The sequence below is a fragment of the Burkholderia lata genome (genome assembly GCF_000012945.1).
GTDB classification, from domain to species: Bacteria; Pseudomonadota; Gammaproteobacteria; order Burkholderiales; family Burkholderiaceae; genus Burkholderia; species Burkholderia lata.
Genome location: NC_007511.1, coordinates 1,902,753 through 1,927,090, shown reverse-complemented (window position 1 = coordinate 1,927,090; position 24,338 = coordinate 1,902,753). Strand labels below are relative to the sequence as shown.

Sequence of the window (24,338 nt, the reverse complement as noted above, 5' to 3'; positions counted from 1 at the left end):
AACGGAGCGCTCCATTCACGATAGGCGGTTTTTGGCGGGGCTGCGAGAACATCGGGGGCGTATCGGCCGCGCGTGGGCGTTACACAACGGCGCGGCGATTGCCATCATGCTCCGGCTCCGCGATTTGCCATCCGTCCCCTTGGTACGAAGTACGCATGCCAATGCGTCAGCGCCGCGCGCGATTGGTCAGCGCGACGCCCGCGATCACGAGCGCCCCGCCGGCCAGCATCGACGGCGACAGCGGCTCGCCGAGCAGCGCAACCGACAGCAGCACGCCGAACACGGGCACCAGGTTGGTGAATACGGCCGCGCGGGCCGGCCCGAGTTCGCGGATGCCCTGCGAATACCAGACGAACGCGACCACGGTGCCGACCGCACCGAGGTAGAGCATCGACGCGATGGCCTGCCACGTCAGCGGCGTGGTGCTTCCGGCGGGCGAGCCGACCAGGTGCGCGACGATCAGCAGCGCGAGGCCCCACAGCGCCGCATACGTCGTGGCCGCCAGCGGCGACAGCCCGTCGAGCGCGCGCCGGCCGATCACCGTATAGGCGGCCCAGCTCAGCACCGCACAGAGCATGTAGCGTTCGCCTGCGCCGAACGTGTTGCCGAGATCGGTCAGCACGCGCAGCAATTCGCCTCGGCTGATCACGACCAGCGCGCCGAACAGCGCGACGGCAATGCCGGCCCAGCGCGACAGCGACAGGCGTTCCCCGCGCACGACGATCGACAGCAGCACGGCGGTGGCCACCGGGTTCAGCGCGACGAACAGCGCGGTGCGCCCCGCCGGCATCCGCGCGAGCGCTGCGAAAAAGCACACGTTGTACAGGAAGATGCCGGTCGCGCCGAGCCCGAAGGTCGTCACGACCTGGCGGCTGCTCAGTTTCGGCAGCCCGCCTTCGATCTTCCACGTCAGCACGACCAGCAGCAGCGCGGCGATCGCGAAGCGGCCGGTGGCCGCGGTGGTCGCCGGCATCGACGCGGCCAGGATCCGGCCCGCGATGAACGTGCCGCCCCAGAACAGCGCGACGAGCGTGAGCTTCACGTAGATGGCCGCGTGCGGCCGGGTGGCGACGAGGGCGGCAGGCGGGGCGGGAGCGTTCATGCGACGGCGTTTCTCGATTAATGCCTGTGGCGGCAACGCGTGTTCGACCGCGCACGGCAGACGATGCGGAATCGCGCGATGGCCGGCTGGCAGGCTGGATTCAGGTGAATGGGGGCGGATGTTGCGTCGTCAGCGAAACACCGGCGCCGACGCGAGCGCGGTCAGCACGACGGGCATCGCGAGCGCTGCAGCGATCGTCTGGAACGCGGTGATGCCGGCCATCAGCGGCGCATCGCCGCCGAGCTGGCGCGCCATGATGTAGGACGCCGACGACGTCGGCAGCGCCTGGAACAGCAGCGCGACCGTCAGCGCCGCATCGCCGAGCCCGAACAGGCGGCCGGCGGCGAACGTGATGAGCGGCATCGCCATGAACTTGAACGCCGACGCGACGCACACCGGTTGCAGCCACGCACGCGCCGCATCGAATTTCAGCGCCGCGCCGACGCACAGCAGGCCGAGCGGCATCGACGCGACGCCGAGCGCGCGCACGGCCGGTTCGACGGCCGCCGGGAACGAGACGCCGCCGGCCTGCATCGCGATCCCGAGCACACACGCGACGACGAGCGGATTCGACAGGATCTGGCGCGCGAGCGCCGCCGCGCCGAACCGCGTATCGCCGTAGCGCGCGAACACGAGCACGCACATCAGGTTGACGGTCGGGACGATCGCCGCGACGCACACGGCCGCGAGCGCGATGCCTTTTGCGCCGAACAGGCCGGCCGCGAGTGCGGTGCCGACATAGTTGTTGAAGCGCACGGCGCCCTGGAACACCGACGTGAAGCCGGCGCCGTCGACCCGCACGAACCGGCGGACCAGCAGAAGAAGCGCCGCGGCGAGTGCGGTCGAACCGACCAGCGCTGCCGCGAGCGGTAAAACCGGCAGCGATTGCAGCCGCGCGTTCGCGAGGCCGTCCGCGAACAGCGCGGGCAGCAGCACGTAGTAGCACAGCCGCTCGGCCTGCGGCCAGAACGCGTCGGCGATGAAGCCCGTGCGCCGCAGGCCGTGGCCGAACGCGACCAGCAGCGCAACCGGCGCCAGCGCGAGCAGGATCGGGCCGATCATCGGCGTGCCTTCACGCAAGCTGTGCCGGCGGTGCGGGCCGCCTCGAGCGGCTGGCACGCAAAGCGACGGAACGAGGCGGGAATCCATCCGGCGGGCAACATGGCGACATGCAATCGAAAGAGTCACGATGCCGCCAAGTTAACACGCGCAAGCAACAGGAATAATTGTTAATTATCGGGTGTTCAATGAGAAATTCTCATTGATGATGCGGTGACTTCGGCGGCCAGCGCACGCGCGAAACGTTCGGCAGGGCGCGACTGGTGCTCGAGCAGGACCACCGCGCGCCCCATCTGCGGCTGGCCGAACGGCAAGCGCGTGACGGGCGGCAGGCGCGCGAGCGTCGAATCGGGGAGCGCGACGATCGCAGCACCGAGCCCTCTCGCGACCATGCGCGCGATCGTTTCCGCACTGTCCAGCACCATCTCCTCGCGCACGCGCACGCCCATGCGGCGCAGCTCCGCGGCGATCATGCGGCCGGCCCATGCCTGCGCATCGAAGCGGATGAACGGCAGCGAATCGAGCAGCGTGACCGCGTCGCGTTCCGCATGGTCCGGCGGCGCGAGCAGCCAGAAGCGGTCCTCGTACAGCGTGGTCCACGTCAGTTCCGCCGGATGCGGGCGCACGGGGTTGGTCGTGATCGCCGCATCGAGTTCGCCGGCCGCGACGCGGTTCGCCAGTTCGGCCGACATCCCGGCCGACACGTGCACGCGTAGCCCCGGGTGCGCCGCGCGCAACGCGAGCAGTGCGTCGGGCAACGGGCCGGACAGCGCGGTCTGGATCGCGCCGATCCGCAGGCGGCCGACCAGCTTCTTCTCGTCACTGAGCGCATCGGGAATCCGGTCGACCATCGCGAGCACCTGCTCGGCCTGCGCCAGCAGGATATTGCCGGCCTCGGTGAGCACCGGCTGCCGGCGCGAGCGATCGAACAACTGCACGTTGTATTCGCTTTCGAGCGTCTTGATCTGCAGGCTCACCGCCGATTGCGTGAGGCCGATGGCTTCGCCGGCGCGCGCGAACGTCCGGTATCGGGCGATGGCGACCAGCGTTCTGAATGCGCGTAATGACATGAGCGGACGGAGGTGGGCAGAGGCGGCCCCGGCCGGCGCGATTGACGGTCGCGTTGCGGGTAACGGCTCGCAGGGCCGCCGCCAGGGTTCGCGACATCATGCCCGCGCGTCTCGAATCGGGCAACCGGGCTGCATGGGGCGCGCCGGGCGTCGTCGATGAGTCACGGTGCCTCGGGCATTCTTTAAAATGATATAGTTCTATTTTTAGAATGTTTAAGCCGAGCAAGCGTGCTTGATGGAGCACCGTGACGCGGGCGCCGGCGTGTCGAGACCGAAGTGGAAAGAGGAGCAGGGGCATGACGAAGGTGGCACATCCGGGTTTGTCGTCGCAGCGGCTGAAGGCGCTCGACACGCGGCTGAACGAGCGGTACGTGGCGTCCGGGCGCTTGCCGGGCGCGGTGACGATGATTCATCGCCGTGGCGAGCTGGCGCACGTGAACGTCGTTGGGTCGATGGACGTCGAGCGGGCGAAGCCGATGCGCGAGGACGCGATTTTCCGCATCTATTCGATGACCAAGCCGATCACGAGCGTCGCGTTCATGACGCTGGTCGAGCAGGGGCTGGTCGCGCTGGACGATCCCGTGTCGAGCGTGATTCCGGCCTGGAAGGATCTGGGCGTTGCCGTGGCGGGCGCACGGAGTCTCGGCGGGTTCCAGACCCGGCCGGTCGAACGCGAGATGCTGATGGTCGACCTGCTCCGCCATACGGCCGGGTTGTCGTATTTCTTCCAGGCCCGCACGAACGTCGATGCCGCGTACCGCGAACTCGCACTCGGCGAACCGGGCAACCCGGGCGGTCTCGACGGCATGATCGCGGACCTGGCCCGGCTGCCGCTCGACTACTCGCCGGGCGACGAATGGAATTATTCGGTCGCGACGCACGTGCTCGGCTATCTCGTCGAGAAGATTTCCGGGCAGCCGTTTGCCGACTACCTGAAGCAAACGCTGTTCGACCCGATCGGCATGCCTGACACCGGCTTCTTCGTACCGGACGAGCAGGCCGAGCGTCTGTGCGCGTGCTATCGCCCGGGCGCCGATGGCGGCCTCGTGTTGCAGGACGACCCGGCGGCCAGCGCGTTTCTCCGGCCGCCGGCGCTGGCGTCTGGCGGCAGCGGGCTCGTGTCGACGGCGGGCGACTACCTGCGCTTCTGCCGGATGCTGCTGAATCGCGGCTCGATCGACGGGCACCGGATCCTGAGCCCGAAGACCGTCGAGCTGATGACGATCAACCATCTGCCGGGTGGCCAGACGCTCGACCGGATGTCGCGTTCCACGTTCAGCGAGGCTGTCTACCCGGGGCTCGGTTTCGGGCTCGGCTTCGCGGTGACGCAGGACCTGGCCGCGACGATGCAGCCGGGCAGCGTCGGCGATTACTTCTGGGGCGGCGGCGCCAGCACGGCCTTCTGGATCGATCCGGCCGAGGACCTGATCGTCGTGTTCATGACGCAGTTGCTGCCGTCGACGACGTACCGGATCCGTCGCGACCTGCGGCATTGGGTCTACGGTGCGATGGGCGACGACGATGGCGGTGCGCCGGCGTGACGCGGTGAGCGCGTCAGGCCGCCGGCTTGCGGGTGGTTTTCCGGGTGCCCGTGCGCGGCGACGGGATCAGGTCGGCACTGCGATCGTCGCCGTCGAGATCGTGCGTGATGTCGAGCACGAAGCGGTCGGCGCGATAGAGATAGAGCCCGGCGTGGACGATGCAACCGTCGTCGTCGCTCCACCAGCGACGCATGCGAATCAGCATGTCGGCCATGCTGCAGTCGGCGCCGTCCGACGCGAGCAGGTCGGCCGTCTCCTGGTCCGCATACGCGGCCGTGATTTCCTGGCGGGCCTTCGCGAGCGGAAGGCGGTTGTATTGACGGACGAGATAGCCGACCTTGTGCCGCGCGTCGCTGCCTTTCGGAAACCGGTCGTAGGTTTCGCGCGCGACGTAGCTGTCCATCACGCCGTAAGGCGTGCCGTCGTGCAGATGAAGCGTGCGGATCCGCATGTAGGCGGCGCGCATGGGCTGGCCGGTCTGCAACGCGGCGGGCAATTCGGTCACGGCTTCACGCAGCAGCACGCGCAGCGTCTGGCCGGGCGCAAGCTGCAGCGGATCGTTGATCGCGGCGCGCAGCGCCGGGTTATCCGCCGGCGAGACGACATCGGCCGTGACGAACGTGCCGCGGCCGCGGGCGCTGCTCACGAGCCCTTCGGCGCTCAGTTCGGCCAGCGCCTGGCGCACGGTGATCGTGCCCGCCTGATAGAACGCGCACAGTTCGGGAATCGGCGGCAACTGGTCGCCGCGCTTCCATTCGCCCTGATGGATGCGTCCACGCAGCAGGCTGGCAATCCGCGCATAAAGGGCGACCCCTTTGCGCTCGGGGGACGACGACGGGTTCAATCACGGGCTCCTGGAATGATGCGGGCGGCGGGATGGCAGAGCGTGGCGCGGCGGGTGTGTCGGGCGCGGCTCAGATAAATGCCTAACATTCTACTCTTGGAATGTATGGGCTCAGGCAGGCGTCCGTGCCGGTGCGCCGCCGATCGTCACACCCACAGCCGGTACATCCAGAACGATTCGTCTTCGATGAAGCGTTGCGTGAATTCGCTCGGCGAGAACCCCGTGATGCGCTTGACCTCGCGGCTCAGGTGCGCCTGGTCGGCGAACCCTTCGTCCAGCGCCAGCGTGGCCCAGTTGAACGCGGCGCCGGCTTCGAACCGGTCGCGCGCCGCAAAGAACGCGCTTTCCGTCCTGACGAGCGTTTGCCATTCGCGCAGCGATCGGCCGCTGTAGGTCTTGATACGTCGCTCGACCTGGCGTGGGCTGTGGGTATGCCGCCATTCGCGCGCCTGCAGGGCGAGGCGCTCGACCCAACTGCGTCCCGCATTGCGTAGCGACGACAGCGGCGTCGCGGGTCGTAACGCCCGCCAGCGGGGCGCAAGATGACGCTCGATCGCCGCCAGCGCGTCGGCATCGCGGTCCGCGCCGACCAGTGCATCGAGCAACGGATGCCAGTCGCCGCCGAGGCAAGCGTGCGCGTCCAGCACGCGGTCATGGATGTCCGCCAGCGCGAGGTCGAACAGCGCCCGCGCTGCATCGGCCGTGAAACAGATCATGCCGATCTGCCCGCCTGTCGGCGACCAGGCGACGGTGGGGAACGAATGACTGCCCGAGAGCGTTGCCGCCGCGTCGAAGGGGCGCCACCGCGGGCCGTCGACCGTGTTTTCGACGAAGCCCGCGTCGAGGCCGCGGTACCACGACACGCACACGAGCGGCGTGGCCGGAAAATGCGAGAGCCGCTGCGCGTCGCTCAATGCGAATCCGCGCGTGTCTTGCAGGGCGATCGCAACGACCGCGCCCTGGAGCGCAGCCGGCGCAGGATACAGCCGCGCATGCGGCGGCCGGCCGCCGCTCGGCACACGGGGCGCACGGGCAAGCGGGTCAGGGCACGATGACGGGATCGGAGGCGGGCCGGAGCACATGTCGCCGGAGTATAGGGACGGTTCACATGGCTGTCGATGTCGTTTGCGTTCAAGACCGCATGCGTACCGGTGCAGATAATCCGCTCCATGAACACGCGATCCACTTCCCAATGTCCATTCCATGCGGGCGCTTCGGCTTCGGCGCCCGTGCTTCACCCGCCCGGCGTATGGCCGCCGGGGCCGCCTGCCGGCCTGACGGGTTGGGGTCTGTTGCGCGCGATGTCGCGCGACCTGCTCGGCACACTTGCCGGCTGGCAGCGTACCTACGGCGACGTCGTGCACTTGCGCGTACGGCCCGAGCATGCGGTGGTCGTGACCGACCCCGCGCTCGTGCGCGAACTCCTGGTTACGCATCACGATGCGCTCGGGCGCTGGGAGCGAGCCATCCGGGTGTTCGCGCAGGTCCACGGCCATAGCGTGCTGGTCGCCGAAGGCGATGCGTGGCGCGACAAGCGGCAGGCGTTGCAACCGAATTTCATGCCGAAGCCGGTGCAGGCGTTCGTACCTTCGATCGCGGCGACGGCCGGACATGCGCTCGCGCAGTGGCCCGCGCGCGATCCGGACTGGCCGATCGAAAGCGCGCTGACGTCGCTGGCGATGGACGTGATCATGCGCACGATGTTTTCCGACGCGATCGGCGACGATGCGCGTGCAGCCGAGGAAGCCGTGCGCACGGTGAGCGCGGCAGCCAACGCCGATTTCTACTGGCCCGCGAGCACGCCGGACTGGGTGCCGTGGAAGCGCGGCAAGGCGCGGGCGATGGCCGTGCTGAACGGGCTGATCGATCGGCAACTGCATGCGCGTCTCGACCTGCCGGCGCGTGCGTGGCCCGACGATCTGCTGTCGCGCCTGTTGCGACTGCATCGGGACGACGCGCGGCGATGGCCGTTGCAGGCGGTGCACGACGAATGCATGACCGCGTTCCTCGCCGGCCACGAGACGACGGCCGGGGCGCTGACCTGGTGGGCGTGGTGCATGGCAACGAATCCGGCGGCGCAGGCCGCCGCGCGCGACGAGGTGTCGCGTGTACTAGGCGGTTGCGCACCGTCCGCCGAGACGCGATCGTCGTTGCGCTACCTGACGCACACGCTCGAGGAAACGCTGCGCCTCTATCCTTCCGCGCCGATCCTGATCAGCCGCCGCGCGTCGCGGCCGATCGTGCTGGGACCGTGGCAGTTTCCCGCGCGGACGCTGTTCATGCTGCCGCTGCAACTGATGCAGCGCGATGCGCGATGGTTTGCGGAGCCTGACGTGTTCCGTCCCGAGCGTTTTGCGGACGGCGCGCCGGCCGCGCCGCGCGGAACCTACATGCCGTTCGGCACGGGGCCGCGCGTGTGTCTCGGGCAGCATCTGGCGATGACGGAAATGACGGTCGTCGCGGCGATGATCCTGCAGCGCTACGAATTGTCGGCGCAGCCCGGCATGATGCCGCCGCGGCCGGTGCTGAACGTGACGCTGCGGCCGGAGCGGCTGCTGCATCTCGCGATCGCGCCCGCCGCGGACGGCGGTACCGTGTGATTCGAGCGGCGCGCTGAATCGACGGCGCATCGAACGCGACGACGTTCGCGGCGGATTCGCGTGTCGCGAACGATTGCCGTTCGCGCGATGCGGCGTCATCGAATCGTCGGAATGTCAATGCGTGCCGGTCGCTGCTTTCGGCGCCCCTGGCGCGGCATTGCGCAGCACCTATGCTTGAAGGGCCCGGCCCGGGCGAGCCCAAGGAGGATGGTCATGCGCATGCTTCTCAACATACGAATCCCTCACGAGCCGTTCAACACGCTGGTGCGCGACGGCAGCGTCGGCGACGTGATCTCGCGAATACTCGAAGCGGTCAAGCCGGAGGCCGTGTATTTCACGGAGCAGAACGGCGGGCGCGGGGCGGTCGTGATCGTCGACCTGAATGATCCGTCGCAGATCCCGGCGCTCGCGGAGCCGTGGTTCCTGATGTTGAATGCGGACTGCGAGTTCCGCGTGGTGATGTTGCCGGACGATCTCAAGAACGCCGGGCTCGCGCAGATCGGGGCGAAGTGGAAGTAGACGTGGCGGAAATCAGCGCATGACGATGCCCCTGCCCGGGAACCGGGCAGGGGCATGGCGCAGCCTTCGCGTGCCGGCTATCGCGCAGGCTGCGTCGGTTCGGCGTTCGCCGCTTGCGTGTCTTTCGGCCGCAATAGCAACAGCAGGCCGCTCAGTGCCGCCGCCGCGACGAACACGAAAAAGAACTGTTCGTTCCATCGGCGCAGGCTGTCGGACGCCACGCCGCCGGCACTCCCGGCCGCGGCGCCGGCTTCCAGCAGGAACGTGAAGACGGCCGGCACCGGCGCGGAACCCAGGTAGGCCAGGAATGCGAACTGCAACCGGCCGCGGGTCAGGAGCGACCAGACGTCCTTGCCCATCAGGCCGGCGACCAGCACCACGGGCGGGACGAGCACGATCGATGCGGCACTGATCGCGCACAGAAACAGCCAGCCAAGTCCGATGATCGGAATGAGCGACATGAGTCGGGGCTCCTGTTTTCGGGCAATCCTGTTGTCGACGGCGTATCCGCATCGGCCTTGCCGGATGACCACGGCATGCGGCGCTTCACGGAGTGTGCCCGATTCCACGCCGGTTGCCATCCGTCGGCATCGGTGCGGTCATCCCGCCGCGTCTTCTCCCAGCGCCTGGATGAAGCGCGAAAACAGCTCGGGCTGCGACGAAATCCCGAGCTTCGCGTACAGGTGCCGCCGGTGCACCTTCACCGTTTCGGGTGATATCGCGAGCCGCTCGGCGATCGCCTTCGACGAATTGCCGCGCAGCACCATTCGCGCGATCGACATCTCGCGATCGGTCAGCACGCCCGCGCCGAAGCGGGCGAGCGCCTGCTCGACCCGCGCGCCGAGATCGGCATCGGGTGTCACGCGTGCCGCGTCGCCCACCAGCCGCCAGTGCTGCCGGATCGCCGCGAGCACCCACGGCATCGCGGCCGTCAGCTTGCCGAGCGGCTCGACGTCGAACCGCGTGCCCGCACCGAGCGACAGCGACAGCAGCATGTCGGCGTTCGGCCGGACGAGAATCTGGATCTCGTCGTCGCCGACCGCGTCGCGGAAGTAGCTCAGGAAATATTCGCTCTGCCGGAACAGGTCGGGCGCGACTTCCTCGAGCCGGTAGCAGCCGTCGGCGAGCCCGTCGTGCGCGGCCTGCAGGAACGGGTCGAGCAGGTACACGCCGTTCAGGTAGAGCGGCACGGGCGACGCGGCATCGGTGCCGCCCGTGTCGTATTCGTCGAGCACGAGCGGCACGCCGTCGCGGCCGATCGCGGTCGCGAGCGCGTTGTCGAACGGCACCATTTCATTGAGCAACAGCACCAGGAATCGCCAGAAGCGCGGCTGGCCGAGATGATCGATTGCGCGGCCGAGCGCCTGGTGCATCGCGATTTCGGAAAAGAGACGATCCATACCACCACCGGAAGGGCGTAACACGAAGGGGGAATAGCGGTCCTGAAATTGGCTTCCTAGACTGCCACGCAATCAATCGGGCCCGAGTATGGGCGTTCAAAAAAAAGTGGCAAAGGATTGGCCAAGCACAGGAGAACGAAATGGCGATGATGTCGGAATCGACGGGCACGCTGCAAGCGGCGCCTGCAACGGAAGACGCGCCGCGCGCGCTGTCGCAGACGCTCAGTGTGCGCGATGCGGTGATGATCACCGTATCGGGCGTGACACCCGCGAGCTCGATCTTCGTGATCGCGCCATTCGCGATCCAGCAGGCCGGCAGCGGTGCGGTGCTGTCGTTCCTGCTCGGCGGCGTGCTCGCGCTGGCGTTCGCGCTCTGCTATGCGGAGCTCAGCGCCGCGCACCGCAGCGCGGGCGGCGAGTACGTGATGGCCAAGCGCGTGTTCGGCACGCTGCCCGGCTACCTGACCTTCATTACGGTGCTGTCCGTCAGCGTGTTCATCCCGGCCGTGCTGGCGAGCGGCGCCGCGCCATACCTGAACAACGCACTCGGCACGCACTTCAGCAACCAGTCGGTCGCGTTGACGATCGTGCTGCTCAGCTACCTGCTCGGCATGCTGAACATCAAGACGAACGCGTGGATCACGGGCGCGTTTCTCGTCGTCGAGATCGGCGTGCTGATGCTGATCGCGGGCCTCGGCTTCGGTTCGCCGCATCGTGGCGCCGACGCGCTGATCGCGCCGGTCGTCGCGAGCGGCAACGCGCTCGTGCCGGCGACGCTTGCCGCGATCGTCCCGGCGATCGGCACGGCGATCTTCTGCTACAACGGCTTCGGCTCGGCCGCCTATCTCGCGGAAGACCTGCGCGGCGGCAACCGCAATGTCGCGAAGGCGGTGATCTACTCGCTGCTCGTGATTCTCGTTGTCGAACTGATTCCGCTCACCGCGATCGTGCTCGGTGCACCGTCGCTGACCGAACTGACGAAGAGCGCCGACCCGATCGGCTATGTCGTGCGCTCGCTGAGCAACCCGGCCGTGTCGCGCGTGGTCAGCGGCGGGATCTTCCTGTCGGTGTTCAACGCGATCATCGCGATCGTGATCACGATGGGCCGGCTGCTGTACAGCAGCGGCCGCCATGCGCTCTGGTCGCGCACCTGCAACCGCGCGTTCTCGACGATTCACCCGCGCTTCGAATCGCCGTGGCTCGCCACCATCGCGCTCGCGGTGCCGTCGGCAGGGCTCGTGTTCGTGTCGAGCCTCGACGAGCTGACCGCGTTCACGGTCGACCTGCTGCTGCTCATCTATCTGGTCGTCGGGCTGGCCGCGCTCGCGAGCCGCTTCGTGCGCCGTGACGTCGAGCATCATTACCGGATGCCGTTGTGGCCCGTGACGCCGCTCGTCGCGGTGGTGGGCGCCGCCTATACGCTCTACACGACGCTCGCAACGGCCACGAAACCGACCGACCTGATCATCATCGCGGGGCTGCTGATCGCCGCGCTCGTGATGTATGCGGTCTGGGCGCGCCACAGCGAAGCCTTCCGCACGCTCTGAGCGCCGGATCGAAGCTTGTCCCATCGAAACACTGAAACACCGAACCATTGAAAGACTGGAGGAAATGCATCATGCGCACGAGGGATCTCGGCATCCGCATCGGACTCGGCACACCGGGCCGCTTCAACGCGATCACGGACGTTCCGGGTGTGCGGGTCGGACATTGCACGCTGAACGTCGAGAACGGCGACGCATCGATCCGCACCGGCGTCACCGTCATCGAGCCGCGCGCCGGCGCCGTGCACGATTCGCCGTGCTTCGCGGGCGTGCACGTGCTGAACGGCAACGGCGACGCAACGGGTCTTGAATGGATCCGCGAGGCCGGCCTGCTGACCACGCCGATCGCCTATACGAACACGCACAGCGTCGGCGCGGTGCGCGATGCGCTCGTCGCGAACGAGCGCGAAGCGGCGGCCGGCCGCGTTTACTGGTGCATGCCGGTCGTGATGGAAACCTACGATGGTTTGCTGAACGACATCTGGGGGCAGCACGTGAGCGCCGCGCATGTGCAGCGCGCGCTGGCCGCCGCGCAGTCGGGGCCGGTTGCCGAAGGCGGCGTGGGCGGCGGCACGGGGATGATCTGCCACGAGTTCAAGGGCGGTATCGGCACCGCGTCGCGCGTGCTGGCGGCCGATGCGGGCGGCTGGACCGTCGGCGCACTCGTGCAGGCGAACTACGGCGTACGCGAAATGCTGCGCGTGGCCGGCTACCCGGTCGGCGAAGTGCTGCGGCACGTGCCTTCGCCGTTCCGTGCGCCGGACGCGCAAGGCGAGGCCGGAATGGGCTCGATCGTCGTGACGATCGCGACCGACGCGCCGTTGCTGCCGCACCAGTGCACGCGCCTGGCGCAGCGTGCGAGCGTCGGGCTGGCGCGCGTCGGCGGCGGCACCGAGGATTCGAGCGGCGACATCTTCCTTGCGTTCGCAACGGGCAACGACGGCCTGCCGGCGGCGAACTACGGCAGCAAGGGTGCGCCGACCACCGGCGTGAAGATGGTCAACAACGACCATATTTCCGCGCTGTTCGTCGCGGCGGCGGAAGCGGTGGAGGAAGCGATCGTGAATGCGCTCGTCGCGGGCGGCGACGTCGAGTCGCGCGGGGCGCGGGTCGAAGGGCTGGGGCAGGCGCGCTTGCTGGATGCGTTGCGCGAGGTGGGCTGGCGGCCGGGGCGCGGCGCCTGAAACGGCATGCGCCGCTTCAATCGAAGCGGCGTGGAGGGGAGCGGCGATGCGGCGATCGGCCGGGCCGCGATCGGCCGGGCCGCCGCTCACCCGCGCATGCGATGCGGGCGGTGCGGGCCTGGCCGTGACGACGCGGCGTCATGCTCAGCTGCCGAAGTAGATGTTGCAGAAGCTGACGGGGCCGACACACGCGTTCGGGTCTTCCTGCTTCGATTGCGAACGATCGACACGGCCGGCGGTTGCGACGGCTTCGGCGCGGTTCGCCTGTTGCTGTGCGACGTCTGCCGGTGCCGGCTGTGCGTGAGCAACAGCAGCGGTGAGCGACAGGGCAACGAGGGCGAGGTGCAGCGGCTTCATTTTGGTTTCTCCTGGGTGAGTGCCAGTCTCGCTGGCAGTGAGGAAACTATAGGCTCGCACTGCTTAAAGATTAATCACCGCGGCTGTAGAGCTTATTTCCATCCGGAACAAGGATCCCGTTGCGCACGCACCGATCGTCAATGGCGGTGCCGGTTGAACGGCGCGTCCTTGTCCAGCAGCGCGCTGCGCATGAAGTGCAGGCAGCCGACGATGCGCTGCATGCGATGCCGCTCGTTGGGCACCGCGTACCACGCCTGCAACGTGTGCTGCGCCGCGCGGATCGCGAGATTCACCGATTTCAGCGTGCGCGCGTGATGGCCGGGCGTCGGATCGTCGAAGAAGCGCGGCAGCTCGTGCAGCACCGCGTCGATCGAGCCGGTCCAGCGCAGCGTTTGCGGCGGCTTCGATGCGCAGAACGCGTTCAGCTCGTCGCGCAGGTCGATCACCGCGTGGCCCACCTCGAGTGTCGACAGCATCCAGCGCATCGCGTCGCGATGCTGTCGCGTGCGCCGCACGAGCAGCGTGCGCAGTTGCGCCATCAGGTCGTGCGTGCTCGACTGGAAGCGCTGCGCGAGGCGCTCCGTCGACCCTTCGCACGCCAGCGTGACCTGGCGGCGCAGGTCGTGCGCGATGCGGCCCGTGAGCCACGGCATGTGGGTGGGGAACACGACCGCGAATACGAGCGAGCACGCGAGCATCGCGATGACGATCGCCAGCCCGTTGTTGATCAGCACCTCGGGCGTATAGGCGATCACGTTGTCGGGCCCCGCGAGCAGGCAGAAAAACACCGCGAAGCCGATCCCGTAGCCGGACAATCCCGGCCGCATCGCGAGAAACGCGCCGAGGCCGAGCACCGGCGCGAGCGCGGCGCACAGCAGCGGGAAGCCGTCGATGTTCGGATAGACGTAGCACAGGAACAGGTAGCCGACGGCAGTCGCGAACGCCGCGCCGACGCTCATCTGCGCGACGAACTTCGGCGCGCGCGGCGACGTCGAGCTGAGCGCGCACGCGATCGCGGTAGCGATCACGGCGAGCGGGCCGCTCGGCCATTCGGAGGCAAGCCAGAACGCGCTCATTGCACCGACGGCAACGATCGTGCGCAGGAACGCGAACCCGACGAAGAACGAATTGGTCTTCACCGCGTAATGCGTGACCGAGCGCTCGAACGCGTGATCATCCTGGTCGAGCGACGCATAGGTGTCGGCGTAGCCGAGATATTCGCCGATGAAGCGGTACAGCAGCTCGATCGCCGTATCGAAATCGAGCAGCCCGCCGGCCGCATGCGCCTCGATGTCTCGCCGCGACGCGCGCGCGGCTTTCGGCAGCGCGCTGTGGAAGCGGCGCAGTTCGAGCAGGGCGCCGGTGGCCGGCGCGATGCCGCGCTGCCGCTCGTCGCGAAGCGCGGCGAAGCGTTGCGCGAGCGCGTCGACGTGCGGCGCCAGCGCATCGAGCACCGCGTCCGAGCCACTGGCGCGCAATCGCTTGACGAGCTGGTGCAGCGCATGCAGCCGCGTGCACGCGTTCATGAACTCGCTGTTCAGCCGCGCGAGGCGGCGGCTGCGTGCGCGAATGTGCGGATCCTCGAACGACGCGAACGCGCGGTTGGCCTCGAAGCCGACGATGTCGTCGACAAAATCGGCGAAGCGCCGCTCGAAATCGCCGCGCGCGACGTCGCCCGCGAGCGCGCCGGCCGTGAACGCCGCGAACGTCGCATGGCGGGTGCCCAGCGAGCGCATTAGCGCCTTCGCGGAGCTGAGCGGCAGGATCAGCGCGCTGACCGCGCCCGAGCACGCGATGCCGAGCGCGACTTCCGCGGCGCGGGTGAGCGCGGACTGGAACAGTGTCTGCGGGGTCATCACCGCCGGCAGGCCGATCAGCGCCGCGGTGTAGCCGGCGAGCACGAAGCCGTACCAGCGGAAGTGGCGGTTGCGCACCGCGAGCGCGATGCAGGTGCCGATCCACAGCGTGATGCCGGCCATGTACAGCTCGGGCTGCTGCGCGAACAGCCCGCCGAGCGCGAGCGCGGCGACGAGGCCGGCCGCCGTGCCGAGCACGCGGTAGAAACTCTTCGCGAACACCATCCCCGACAGCGGTTGCATCAGCACGAACACGGTCGTCATCGCCGTGCGCGGCTGCGACATCTCCAGGCGCATCGCGATGCCCATCGCGAGGAGCGCCGCGAACACGGTTTTCGCGAGGTGCAGCCAGATCAGCCCGTCGCTCGCGGCCCAGTCGCGCGCCGCGTCGCCGAGTGGATCGAGCCATGTCCTCCATCGTGCCGGTTCGATGGAAGGTCGCTCGATCGCAGGTTGTGGCTTCATGAAAAGAGGGGGCCGGTACGGGGCCGTGCGAGGTGCGCGGCGCGTCCGAACGGGTCCGTTCGACTGTTGAGGCGCCGATTGTAGGAGTGCGGCGCCCGCGCATTAACGCAGTTGCGGGGAAACGATAGTTGCAGCCGGAGTAACAATCTGTCGCATCCCGTGGAGGAAAATAGCGGCTCCGCTACAGGTTGCTCACAGGAATGGATACCCTACAAAACATGCGGGTGTTTTCGCGCGTCGTCGAGACGGGCAGTTTCACCGCCGCCGCGCAATCGCTGAATTCGACGACGGGCGCGATGTCGCGCGCGGTGTCGGAGCTCGAGGCGCGCCTGCGCACCCGTCTGATGAATCGTTCGACGCGCCGTCTCGCGCTCACGTCGGCCGGCGAAAGCTATCTGCGGCGCTGCCGCCAGATCCTCGCCGACGTCGACCGCGCGGAAGAAGAGGCGAGCTGCGCGCACGAACGGCCCGCGGGTGTGCTGCGCATGCACAGCTTCGCGAGCGTCGGTCATCACTATGTATTGCCCGCGCTGACGCGCTATCACGCGCAGTTCCCGGACGTGTCGATCGAGCTGTCGCTGTCGCAGCGCATGCCCGACCTGTTCGACGGGACGAGCGACATGGCTGTCGTCACCGCGTCGTCGCTGCCCGATTCGGAACTCGTGTCGCACCTGCTCGGCTCGACCTTCAGCATCCTGTGCGCGTCGCCCGACTATGTGAAACGCCACGGCGCGCCGGTCCGCCCGCAGGATCTCTCCGCGCACGCGTGCCTGACGCTGTGCACGCCGGCGTTCCCGACGCACGAATGGGTGCTCGAAGGGCCCGAAGGCGTCGAGCAGATCCACGTCACGGGGCCGGTGCAGACCAATACGGCCGAATCGCTTGCCCTGGCAATCCGCGACGGCATCGGGATCGGCATGCTGCCGCTGTACTCGGCGATCGACGCGTTGCGCGACGGCACGCTCGTCCGCGTGCTGCCCGCGCATATCCTGCAGAAGATGAACGTGTACGCGCTGTATCCGTCGCGCCGCTTCGTCGATGCGAAGGTGCGGACCTGGGTCGAGATGCTGCGGGCCCAGGTGCCGGGGATGATCGCGCGCGACGTCGAGATGCTGAACGCGATCGATCGCGAACCGCAGGCCGCCTGAGCGGCGGACGCGCACCGGCGCATTGCCGGCTTCTTTTCTTCACGCAAACCACGCGAACGCAACCCGCGCCGCACCCGCAAGACATCGTTCACGCGGGTGCGGCGCTTCGTCATGCCGTTACAGCGCGGGCTTGGCGGCCGCGCCCGATTCAGTTACCGGTTCGGCGGCGTGGCCGTAGGCGGCCTGCGCAGCCTTCTGTTCCGCGAGACGCTTTTCATGAAGTCGTTCCTGCGCCGCCATGATGTCGTCCGGATAGTTGTTGACTTCGCCGCGCGCCGGGTTGTAGCCGACCGACTCGAGATCGATCAGCTCCTGCAGCACTTGCGCGCGCGTGACGGGCGACTTGGCGGACTGGGCGAAGGACAGGGCCGGTGCAGCGAGCAGGACGGCAGCGGCGGCGGTAACGACGAGCGATTTCACGAGGTTCTCCTGGGTACGGGGTGGGCGGCCGGATCGACGCGCGATGCGTGACCCTGACCTTTGCTGGCAGTCTACGCAGCGCCTGCGCGCGTAAAAACCCCGATTCCAGGCAGGCTGCCTTCCAGATGGAACAACATTGATGCGGGCCGCCCGCAGCCAGCGAACCCGCGTGCGAACGCAGGTTCACGGCCGGCGGGCGACGATCCACTACGCCGATCAGAAGCGCGTGCGCATGCCGATCGTGCCGACGATCTGGTTCGCCGTGCTCGATGCGCCGCCCGAGCCGTTGATGAACGCCTGGTAGCCGCGGCCCGCTGCGTGCTGATACATCGCTTCCGCGTAGACGTCCGTGCGGCGCGACAGCTTGTAGACGGCCTGCAGGTCGACCTGGTGCCACTTCGGATCGGTGCCGTGCTTGCTGTCGGGGTTCGACACGCTGGCGTCCGTGTACACGTAGGCCGCGCCGAGGCTGACGGCCGGCGTCACCGCATAGCGCACGTTCACGTCGTAGTTGTTGAACGCGACCTGGCCGGTCGAGCCGAACGAGCCCGTGTTGTCGTACTGCGAACGCGTATAGACGAAGCCGACGGTGGCCGGGCCGAATCCGTAGCTGATGCCGCCGCCGTACGAACGCATGCGGTCCGAACCGATCGACCAGCCGCCCTGGTTCAGGCTCTTCGCTTCGGCCGCATCGGTCGCGCCGGGGCTCGCGCTCGTCGAGCCCTTCGTGCCGTTCATCTGCAGGTACGCGCCGGCCAGCTTCAGCGGGCCGTTCGTGTAGCTCGCCGCGACGCTGTACGCGCGGTTCGCGCCGAAGTTCGTCGCGTTCGAGAACGCATACATCGCGCCGACCTTGAAGCCCGCATAGGTCTCGCTCGTGTACTTGACCGCGTTGTTGATGCGCAGCGAGTGGTTCAGGTTGTCGTTGTCGAACGGATGCGCGAAGCTCGCGTCGCCGAAGTCGCCGGCCGTGGCCGACAGCGGCGCGACGAAGTCGACCATCGTGTCGTACTGGCGGCCGAGCGTCAGCGTGCCATAGCCGTTCTGGCTCAGGCCGACGTACGCGTGACGGCCGAACAGCTTGCCGTCCTGCCCGAGCCCGCCGTTGTTCACGTTGAAGCCGTTCTCGAGCACGAACAGCGCCTTCAGGCCGCCGCCGAGATCCTCGGTGCCGCGAAACCCGACGCGGCTGCCGTTGACGGTGCCGCTGTTCAGGCGCCACAGCGACGCACCGTTGGCGTTGTTGGTGTAGACGATGCCGGCGTCGATCAGGCCGTACAGCGTGACCGAGCTCTGTGCGTGAGCGACGGGGGCGAACAGCGCGGCGGTGCATGCGCCGGCGATGAGGGTTTTTTTCAAGTCAGGGCTCCTGCGTGTGGGACTGGGAACGAAAGTTCGGCGCAAGTATAGGAACGCATCGCGCGTGCAAGGCCGCCGGGGCCGCGAGCGCACCTTTCCGGATCCGGCAAGAGTCCTTCACAAAACTGACACGACGTGCGGCGCGTGCCTGACGCTGGCGGTTTCTGCGTGGTCGCGCGCGGCGGGTATCCGTTCATCGCGGGCCGGTTGTCGCGTCGCTGCAACATGAGCGGGACGCGGCGCGTCGGTTGATCGGTGCGCATCGACACTGTTCACCGTGAAGCGCGCGGGCCTGAACTTCATCTCGTGCCCGACCTAGAGCATCCACCTGCAGGGGCGCTTCGACACGTTTCCGAAGCGGTGCGCCGGTAGGCCAACGCCACGCGGTCGATCCGCCACGGGCACGTGATCCTGCGGCGCGAACCGGAGCACGTCACCTGTCCGGATTGACGCGGACTGCGCGCTGACGGCGGGCGGCCAAAGTCCGTCCGACATCGTGTATTCATGAAATGCATGAGTCGATTCGAAAAATACGTTTGTCTCATGATGAGCGCCGGCCTACGATGCGGTCCTGTTGACGGCGTGCGGGTTGCACGCCGTCTTTTCGATTCCATTCGCCGACTCCATGCGCCTCGATCTCCCGTCCGCCCCCGCATCCTCTTCGCCGGCCGCCAGCCCGTTCGCGCGCTTGGCCGTCGTCACGATCCTGACCGGCGTCGGCGCGGGCCTCGGCGGCATGCTGCTCGCGCTGCTGCTACATGCGATCCAGCACGTCGCGTACGGCTACAGCGTCGCGCACGTGATCGGCACCGAAAGCTTCCTCACCGGCGTGACCGGCGCCGATCCGCTGCGCCGCCTCGTGGTGCTGGTCGTCTGCGGGATCGTCGCCGGCGGCGGCTGGTGGGCGCTGTACCGGTATGGCCGGCCGCTCGTCAGCATCCGTCGCGCGGTGCGCGCCGCCGACCCGCGGATGCCGGTCGTCAGCACGACGGTTCACGCGCTGCTGCAGATCGTCACCGTCGCGCTCGGTTCACCGCTCGGCCGCGAAGTCGCCCCGCGCGAGATCGGTTCGCTGCTTGCCGGGCGGCTTGCGCATGCGGCGGGCCTCACGCCCGACGACTGCCGGCTGATGGTCGCGTGTGGTGCCGGCGCGGGCCTCGCGGCCGTCTATAACGTGCCGCTCGGCGGTGCGATCTTCGTGCTCGAAGTGCTGCTCGGCACGTTCGAACTGCGTGCGCTGGTCGTGGCGGTCGCGACGTCGGCGATCGCCGCGGCCGTCGCGTGGATCGGCCTCGGCAACGAACACCAGTACACGGTGCCGCCGTTCGTGCTGAGCACGCCGCTGGTCGCGTGGTCGATCATCTGCGGTCCGCTGTTCGGTTTTGCCGCGTACGGCTTCGTGCGGCTTACGACGCGTGCCCGCGCGAACGCGCCGAAAGATTGGCGGCTGCCCGTGCTCGCGCTGGTCAACTTCGCGGTGATCGGCGTGCTTGCGATGCGGTTTCCGCAATTGCTCGGCAACGGCAAGGGCCCGGCATCGCTGGGTTTCGACGGCACGCTGACGATCGGCCTTGCCGCGGCGCTGCTCGTGCTGAAAGTGCTGATCGAGGCCGGCAGCCTGCGCGCCGGCGCGGAAGGCGGCCTGCTGACGCCGGGCCTGGCGAACGGCGCGCTGCTCGGCGTCGTGCTCGGCGGGCTGTGGAGCCTCGTGTGGCCGGGCGCGTCGATCGGCGGGTGTGCACTTGTCGGTGCGACGGCGTTTCTCGCCGCGTCGATGCAGATGCCGATCACGGCAGTGGTGCTGCTGGCCGAGTTCACGCGCGTGGATCACGACAGCCTCGTGCCGATGCTGCTTGCGGTAGTCGGCTCGCTGGTCGCGTACCGGTTCGCGCAGCGGCTGGCCGAGCGTCGGGTGAATTCGGTTGCAACCGTGAGCACACCTGCGACCGCCGTTCGATAACGCACCCGCATTCGTCCTTTTCACCGGCGGTGCCGATTGCACCGCCGGTCGTCGTTTTCCTCCCCGTTTCCCCGTTCGCGCCGGCACGCGATCGCAGCCGCGCTCCCAAGCGCGTCCGCCGGTTCTGTGCAAGAATCCGCGCGTTTCCGCGCCTCAACCAACAACGACACGCGCGGACGTCCCTATCAGGAAACGAGGAGCTCAAGTTGATTCAGCGTATTTCCCAATTCTTCACGCAGGTGGTCCACCGCGTGTTGCCCGACCCGTTGATTTTCGCGATCCTGCTGACGGTCGTCGCGTTCGCACTCGCGTTCGGCCTCACGCCGAACACGCCCGTGCAGCTCACGACGATGTGGGGTTCGGGTTTCTGGAACCTGCTCGCGTTCTCGATGCAGATGGTGATGATTCTCGTCACCGGCCACGCACTCGCGAGTTCGCCGCCGGTGAAGCGCATGCTCGTCGCGCTCGCGAGCACCGCGCGCACGCCGGGGCAGGGCGTGATGCTCGTCGCGTTCGTCGGCGCGCTCGCGTGCGCGATCAACTGGGGCTTCGGCCTCGTGCTCGGTGCGATGCTCGCGCGCGAAGTGGCGCGCCGTGTCGCCGGCAGCGATTACCGGCTGCTCGTTGCGTCCGCGTACATGGGCTTCCTGAGCTGGCACGGCGGATTGTCGGGTTCGGTCCCGCTCGTCGCGGCCACGAAGGGCAATCCGATGGAAAAGACCATCGGGCTGATTCCCGTGTCGCAGACGATCTTCACCGGCTACAACGCGTTCATCACGATCGGCCTGATCGTGATGCTGCCGTTCCTCGCGCGGATGATGATGCCGAAGCCGGGTGAGGTCGTCAGCGTCGATCCGGCGCTGCTGGCCGAACCGCCGAGCGTGGAGCGCCAGCTCGGGCCCGACGCGACGTTCGCGGAACGGCTGGAGGAAAGCCGCTTGCTGTCGGTTCTCGTCGCGGCGCTGTGCGCGGCGTTCCTCGTGCTGAAGTTCGTGCAGAAGGGCTTCGCGCTCGACATCGACACCGTGAACCTTGCGTTCCTCGCGGCCGGCATCCTGCTGCACCGTACGCCGATGGCCTATGCGCGCGCGGTGGCCGGTGCGGCGCGCGGCGCGTCGGGGATCATGATCCAGTTCCCGTTCTACGCGGGCATCCAGGCGCTGATGGATCACTCGGGGCTCGCGGGCGTGATCACGAAATGGTTCGTCGATATCGCGAACGTGCACACGTTCCCGCTGCTCGCGTTCCTGAGCTCGGCCGTGATCAATTTCGCGGTGCCGTCCGGCGGCGGCCACTGGGTCGTGCAGGGTCCGTTCGTGATGCCGGCCGCCCAGGCGCTCGGCGCCGATCTCGGCAAGGCCGCGATGGCGATCGCGTATGGCGAAGCGTGGACCAACATGGCGCAGCCGTTCTGGGCGCTGCCCGCGCTGGCGATTGCCGGGCTCGGCGTGCGCGACATCATGGGGTATTGCGTGACGACGCTGCTGTTCTCGGGTGTTGTGTTCGTCGCGGGGATGTATCTGTTCTGACGCGGCGGGGCGAGAGGCGGGCGGCACGACCTGACATCGGCGGCCCGAACGCAGATCGCCATCCGCCACTGGATCGGGCAGAATCGGTTCCCCCAGTTTCCGCCGACGGAGCCTGCATGACCGATCCGAACGAACCAACCGGCCGCCAGGCGTACGCGAGCTTCGCGCAACGTTACGCCGACATCGCGCCGACGAAGGCGCACAACGCGCTCTACGAACGTCCGGCAACGATGGCGCTGCTGGGCGATGTCGACGGCCTGACGGTGCTCGACGCCGGCTGCGGGCCCGGCATCTGCAGCGCGCACCTCGCAAGTCACGGCGCGACGGTGCATGCGTTCGACGTCACGCCGGAGATGGTCGCGCTGGCGAGAACGCGCTGCGCGGGCCTCGCGGTCGACATCGTGGAGGGCGATCTGGAGGGGCCGCTCGCGTGGTTGCCCGACGCAGCGTTCGACAAGGTCGTCTGTTCGCTCGCGTTCGACTACGTGCGCGATCTTGCGCCGACGCTGCGCGAATTCCGGCGCGTCGCGCGGCCGGGCGCTACGCTCGTGTTCTCGATGGCGCATCCGATGCGCGACTGGATGGACGAACGCACGCGCGGCGAGGGCACCTATTTCGATACGTCCCGCTTCGGCTTTCACTGGTCGGGTTTCGGTGAACCGAAGCCCTACGTCGAAGCGTGGCGGCGGCCGCTCGCCGACATCCTGAACGCCGTGGCCGACAGCGGCTGGCGGCTCGACCGGTTCGTCGAGCCGAAGCCGCTGCCCGAGATGAAGGCCGCATCGGAGCGCCTTCATGCGGAGCTGTCGCTGGCCCCGGCCTTCCTTTGCATCCGCGCGCGCTGCTGACACGACGCAGCGCGGCGGTCATCCTGCACTCAGCGTTTCACCGGTTCATCGTTCAACGTACCGAGGAACGCTTCGATATCCTTGATATCCTGCGCCGTCATCGCGGGCTTGTCGCCCGGCTTGCGATCGAACGGCGCGTCGGTCACGTCGACGTTCGCGCGATATTTCGGCGGGATGTCGTCGTACTCGTCGACCTTGCCGTCCGCACCGCGTGAATAAAACTTCTGCGGCGAGATGCTGCGCTCGTTGTAGAACGCCATCACCTGGTCGAGCGTGTGGAACACGCCGTTGTGGAAGAACACGTGGCGCGTCGCCGAATTGCGCAGCGTCGGCGTCAGGAACATCGCGCAATACTGCGTCTGGTCCTTCAGGTCGTCGCGGAATGGCCCGCACACGCCGAGATCGTAGAACGCCGGGTTGCGGTTCTGCGCCAGTTCCTTGTTGCGCGGCGCGCCGAGCGCCTCGTACTGGTAATCGGTAAACATCGGCGGCAGCCCGTCCTTGCCGGGCTTCGACAGATGGCAGCCCGCGCAATTCGCCTTGTCCGGATCGTTGAACAGGCGCAGCCCGCGCAGTTCGGCCTGCGAGAGGCGCGCACGGCCTTCGAGCCAGCGGTCGTACTTGCTGTTGTACGGGTGGAACGACGGATCTTCCACCTGGTAGCGCGCGATCGCGAACATCGCTTCCGATACCGCGAGCTGCGGGCTGTCGAACACGCGTGCGCCGAACAGTTGCTCGAGTTGCGCACGGTGCGACGACTGCTTGAGCTTGCGCGCGACGTCGTCGATGCTCGCGTTCGCCATCTCGACCGGATTCAGCAGCGGGCCGAACGCCTGCTGCTGCAGCGTATCGGCGCGGCCGTCCCAGAACATCCCGCCCTGCGGCACGAGCTGCGGCGCGGCCGACGTGCCGGCCACCTTCTGCGCCTTGACGACACCGGCCGCGGACGCAGCCTGCTGCGCGACGGTCGGCGCGGCGTCGTTTTCACCGGCATCGGGGCCGATGCTGAAATTCGGCTGGCGGTACAGGTACATCAGCGACGGCGGCGGGCGATAGCCCTGCTGCGTCATCGCGAGGCCGCCCGGCTGCACGTCGAGCGCGTTCGGCGGGCCGTACGCGTGATCGGGGCTGTGGCACGACGCGCACGACTGCTTGCCCGACGCGGACAGCGACGGATCGGCGAACAGCGCGCGGCCGAGCTGCGCGACCGCCGACAGCGGCTGCGCGGCCGGCCGCTGCAGCACGACCGGATGCGGGTTCGCGCCTGTCCAGTCGGCGACGACGGTGCCGATCGCCGCGGGCACCTGCGCGGGGAATGCGATCGCGAACGCGCCATAGCCGAGTACGGCGGCGCCGATCACGAACGCCGCGCGGCGCAGGAGGCGGGACGGCGTGCGCGACGCGCGGGGGCCGGTGGTGTCGGGAGACGGGAACGCGGGGCGAGCTGTCATGCTGTCGGTCGGAAATCGGGCACCGCACGAAGCGGCGCGTTAAACGGAAACGGCCGGCGCGTACTGCGCCGGCCATGCGGTC

General features: G+C 68.1%; 21 protein-coding genes. 9 read left to right on the top strand and 12 right to left on the bottom strand.

Translation table 11 applies throughout. The annotated features are described in order from the left end of the window. Window positions 1-166: 166 nt before the first annotated feature. From BCEP18194_RS31240 to BCEP18194_RS31230, 3 genes are all read right to left on the bottom strand, one after another. Window positions 167-1,102 carry a DMT family transporter gene (locus BCEP18194_RS31240; RefSeq protein WP_011355297.1) on the bottom strand — a complete coding sequence of 312 codons (936 nt, stop codon included), beginning with the start codon at window positions 1,100-1,102 and terminating at the stop codon, window positions 167-169. 129 nt (window positions 1,103-1,231) lie between these two features. Beyond that, window positions 1,232-2,164: an AEC family transporter gene (locus BCEP18194_RS31235; RefSeq protein WP_041493315.1), complete on the bottom strand. Its 933-nt coding sequence runs from the start codon at window positions 2,162-2,164 to the stop codon at window positions 1,232-1,234. 182 nt (window positions 2,165-2,346) lie between these two features. After that, entirely contained in the window at window positions 2,347-3,231 is an 885-nt protein-coding gene (locus BCEP18194_RS31230) for a LysR substrate-binding domain-containing protein (protein ID WP_011355295.1), read from the bottom strand. 296 nt (window positions 3,232-3,527) lie between these two features. Between BCEP18194_RS31230 and BCEP18194_RS31225 the strand changes: the two genes are divergently transcribed. Next, entirely contained in the window at window positions 3,528-4,772 is a 1,245-nt protein-coding gene (locus tag BCEP18194_RS31225; RefSeq protein ID WP_011355294.1) for a serine hydrolase domain-containing protein, read from the top strand. A 13-nt stretch (window positions 4,773-4,785) separates the two neighbouring features. Here BCEP18194_RS31225 and BCEP18194_RS31220 read toward each other — a convergent pair whose 3' ends face one another. Together BCEP18194_RS31220 and BCEP18194_RS31215 are read right to left on the bottom strand one after the other, a co-directional pair. Then, complete coding sequence (locus BCEP18194_RS31220) at window positions 4,786-5,616, bottom strand: GntR family transcriptional regulator (RefSeq protein ID WP_011355293.1); 831 nt, start codon at window positions 5,614-5,616, stop codon at window positions 4,786-4,788. 146 nt (window positions 5,617-5,762) lie between these two features. Beyond that, entirely contained in the window at window positions 5,763-6,698 is a 936-nt protein-coding gene (locus BCEP18194_RS31215; protein WP_041493314.1) for a helix-turn-helix transcriptional regulator, read from the bottom strand. An 87-nt stretch (window positions 6,699-6,785) separates the two neighbouring features. On the opposite strand from BCEP18194_RS31215, the gene BCEP18194_RS31210 reads away from it, so the two are divergent. Beyond that, the gene (locus BCEP18194_RS31210; protein ID WP_041493585.1) at window positions 6,786-8,216 is read left to right on the top strand and encodes a cytochrome P450; all 1,431 of its coding nucleotides are present in this window, start codon (window positions 6,786-6,788) and stop codon (window positions 8,214-8,216) included. A 213-nt stretch (window positions 8,217-8,429) separates the two neighbouring features. After that, window positions 8,430-8,735 (top strand): hypothetical protein, encoded by a 306-nt coding sequence (locus BCEP18194_RS31205; protein ID WP_011355290.1) that lies wholly within the window; start codon window positions 8,430-8,432, stop codon window positions 8,733-8,735. A gap of 77 nt (window positions 8,736-8,812) precedes the next feature. On the opposite strand, the gene BCEP18194_RS31200 is transcribed toward BCEP18194_RS31205, so the two are convergent. Beyond that, a complete protein-coding gene (locus BCEP18194_RS31200; protein WP_244272989.1) occupies window positions 8,813-9,316 on the bottom strand; it encodes a hypothetical protein in 504 nt (167 codons plus the stop codon). Between the two features lie 18 nt (window positions 9,317-9,334). Beyond that, a complete protein-coding gene (locus BCEP18194_RS31195) occupies window positions 9,335-10,135 on the bottom strand; it encodes a helix-turn-helix transcriptional regulator (RefSeq protein WP_011355288.1) in 801 nt (266 codons plus the stop codon). A 140-nt stretch (window positions 10,136-10,275) separates the two neighbouring features. On the opposite strand from BCEP18194_RS31195, the gene BCEP18194_RS31190 reads away from it, so the two are divergent. Together BCEP18194_RS31190 and BCEP18194_RS31185 are read left to right on the top strand one after the other, a co-directional pair. Then, window positions 10,276-11,682, top strand: a complete 1,407-nt coding sequence (locus BCEP18194_RS31190) for an APC family permease (protein ID WP_011355287.1) — start codon at window positions 10,276-10,278, stop codon at window positions 11,680-11,682. Window positions 11,683-11,753: 71 nt separating this feature from the next. Beyond that, complete coding sequence (locus BCEP18194_RS31185; RefSeq protein ID WP_011355286.1) at window positions 11,754-12,863, top strand: P1 family peptidase; 1,110 nt, start codon at window positions 11,754-11,756, stop codon at window positions 12,861-12,863. 144 nt (window positions 12,864-13,007) lie between these two features. On the opposite strand, the gene BCEP18194_RS31180 is transcribed toward BCEP18194_RS31185, so the two are convergent. Next, on the bottom strand, window positions 13,008-13,220 hold the full coding sequence (locus tag BCEP18194_RS31180; RefSeq protein ID WP_041493313.1) for a hypothetical protein: 213 nt from the start codon (window positions 13,218-13,220) through the stop codon (window positions 13,008-13,010). A 137-nt stretch (window positions 13,221-13,357) separates the two neighbouring features. Next, on the bottom strand, window positions 13,358-15,541 hold the full coding sequence (locus BCEP18194_RS31175) for an FUSC family protein (protein ID WP_011355284.1): 2,184 nt from the start codon (window positions 15,539-15,541) through the stop codon (window positions 13,358-13,360). 200 nt (window positions 15,542-15,741) lie between these two features. Between BCEP18194_RS31175 and BCEP18194_RS31170 the strand changes: the two genes are divergently transcribed. Continuing rightward, window positions 15,742-16,689, top strand: a complete 948-nt coding sequence (locus BCEP18194_RS31170) for a LysR family transcriptional regulator (protein ID WP_011355283.1) — start codon at window positions 15,742-15,744, stop codon at window positions 16,687-16,689. A gap of 117 nt (window positions 16,690-16,806) precedes the next feature. Here the strand turns inward: BCEP18194_RS31170 and BCEP18194_RS31165 are convergent, their stop codons facing one another. Both BCEP18194_RS31165 and BCEP18194_RS31160 read right to left on the bottom strand, forming a co-directional pair. After that, complete coding sequence (locus BCEP18194_RS31165) at window positions 16,807-17,109, bottom strand: DUF4148 domain-containing protein (protein ID WP_011355282.1); 303 nt, start codon at window positions 17,107-17,109, stop codon at window positions 16,807-16,809. Between the two features lie 216 nt (window positions 17,110-17,325). Further along, window positions 17,326-18,468 (bottom strand): porin, encoded by a 1,143-nt coding sequence (locus BCEP18194_RS31160; protein ID WP_011355281.1) that lies wholly within the window; start codon window positions 18,466-18,468, stop codon window positions 17,326-17,328. A gap of 625 nt (window positions 18,469-19,093) precedes the next feature. Here BCEP18194_RS31160 and BCEP18194_RS31155 point away from each other — a divergent pair. The 3 genes from BCEP18194_RS31155 to BCEP18194_RS31145 all read left to right on the top strand — a co-directional run bounded on the left by BCEP18194_RS31155 (window position 19,094) and on the right by BCEP18194_RS31145 (window position 22,805). After that, window positions 19,094-20,428 carry a chloride channel protein gene (locus BCEP18194_RS31155; protein WP_011355280.1) on the top strand — a complete coding sequence of 445 codons (1,335 nt, stop codon included), beginning with the start codon at window positions 19,094-19,096 and terminating at the stop codon, window positions 20,426-20,428. 206 nt (window positions 20,429-20,634) lie between these two features. Then, window positions 20,635-21,957 (top strand): TIGR00366 family protein, encoded by a 1,323-nt coding sequence (locus BCEP18194_RS31150; protein WP_011355279.1) that lies wholly within the window; start codon window positions 20,635-20,637, stop codon window positions 21,955-21,957. Window positions 21,958-22,073: 116 nt separating this feature from the next. Continuing rightward, window positions 22,074-22,805, top strand: a complete 732-nt coding sequence (locus tag BCEP18194_RS31145; RefSeq protein ID WP_011355278.1) for a class I SAM-dependent methyltransferase — start codon at window positions 22,074-22,076, stop codon at window positions 22,803-22,805. A gap of 29 nt (window positions 22,806-22,834) precedes the next feature. On the opposite strand, the gene BCEP18194_RS31140 is transcribed toward BCEP18194_RS31145, so the two are convergent. Beyond that, window positions 22,835-24,256: a cytochrome-c peroxidase gene (locus BCEP18194_RS31140; RefSeq protein ID WP_011355277.1), complete on the bottom strand. Its 1,422-nt coding sequence runs from the start codon at window positions 24,254-24,256 to the stop codon at window positions 22,835-22,837. Window positions 24,257-24,338 lie beyond the last annotated feature (82 nt).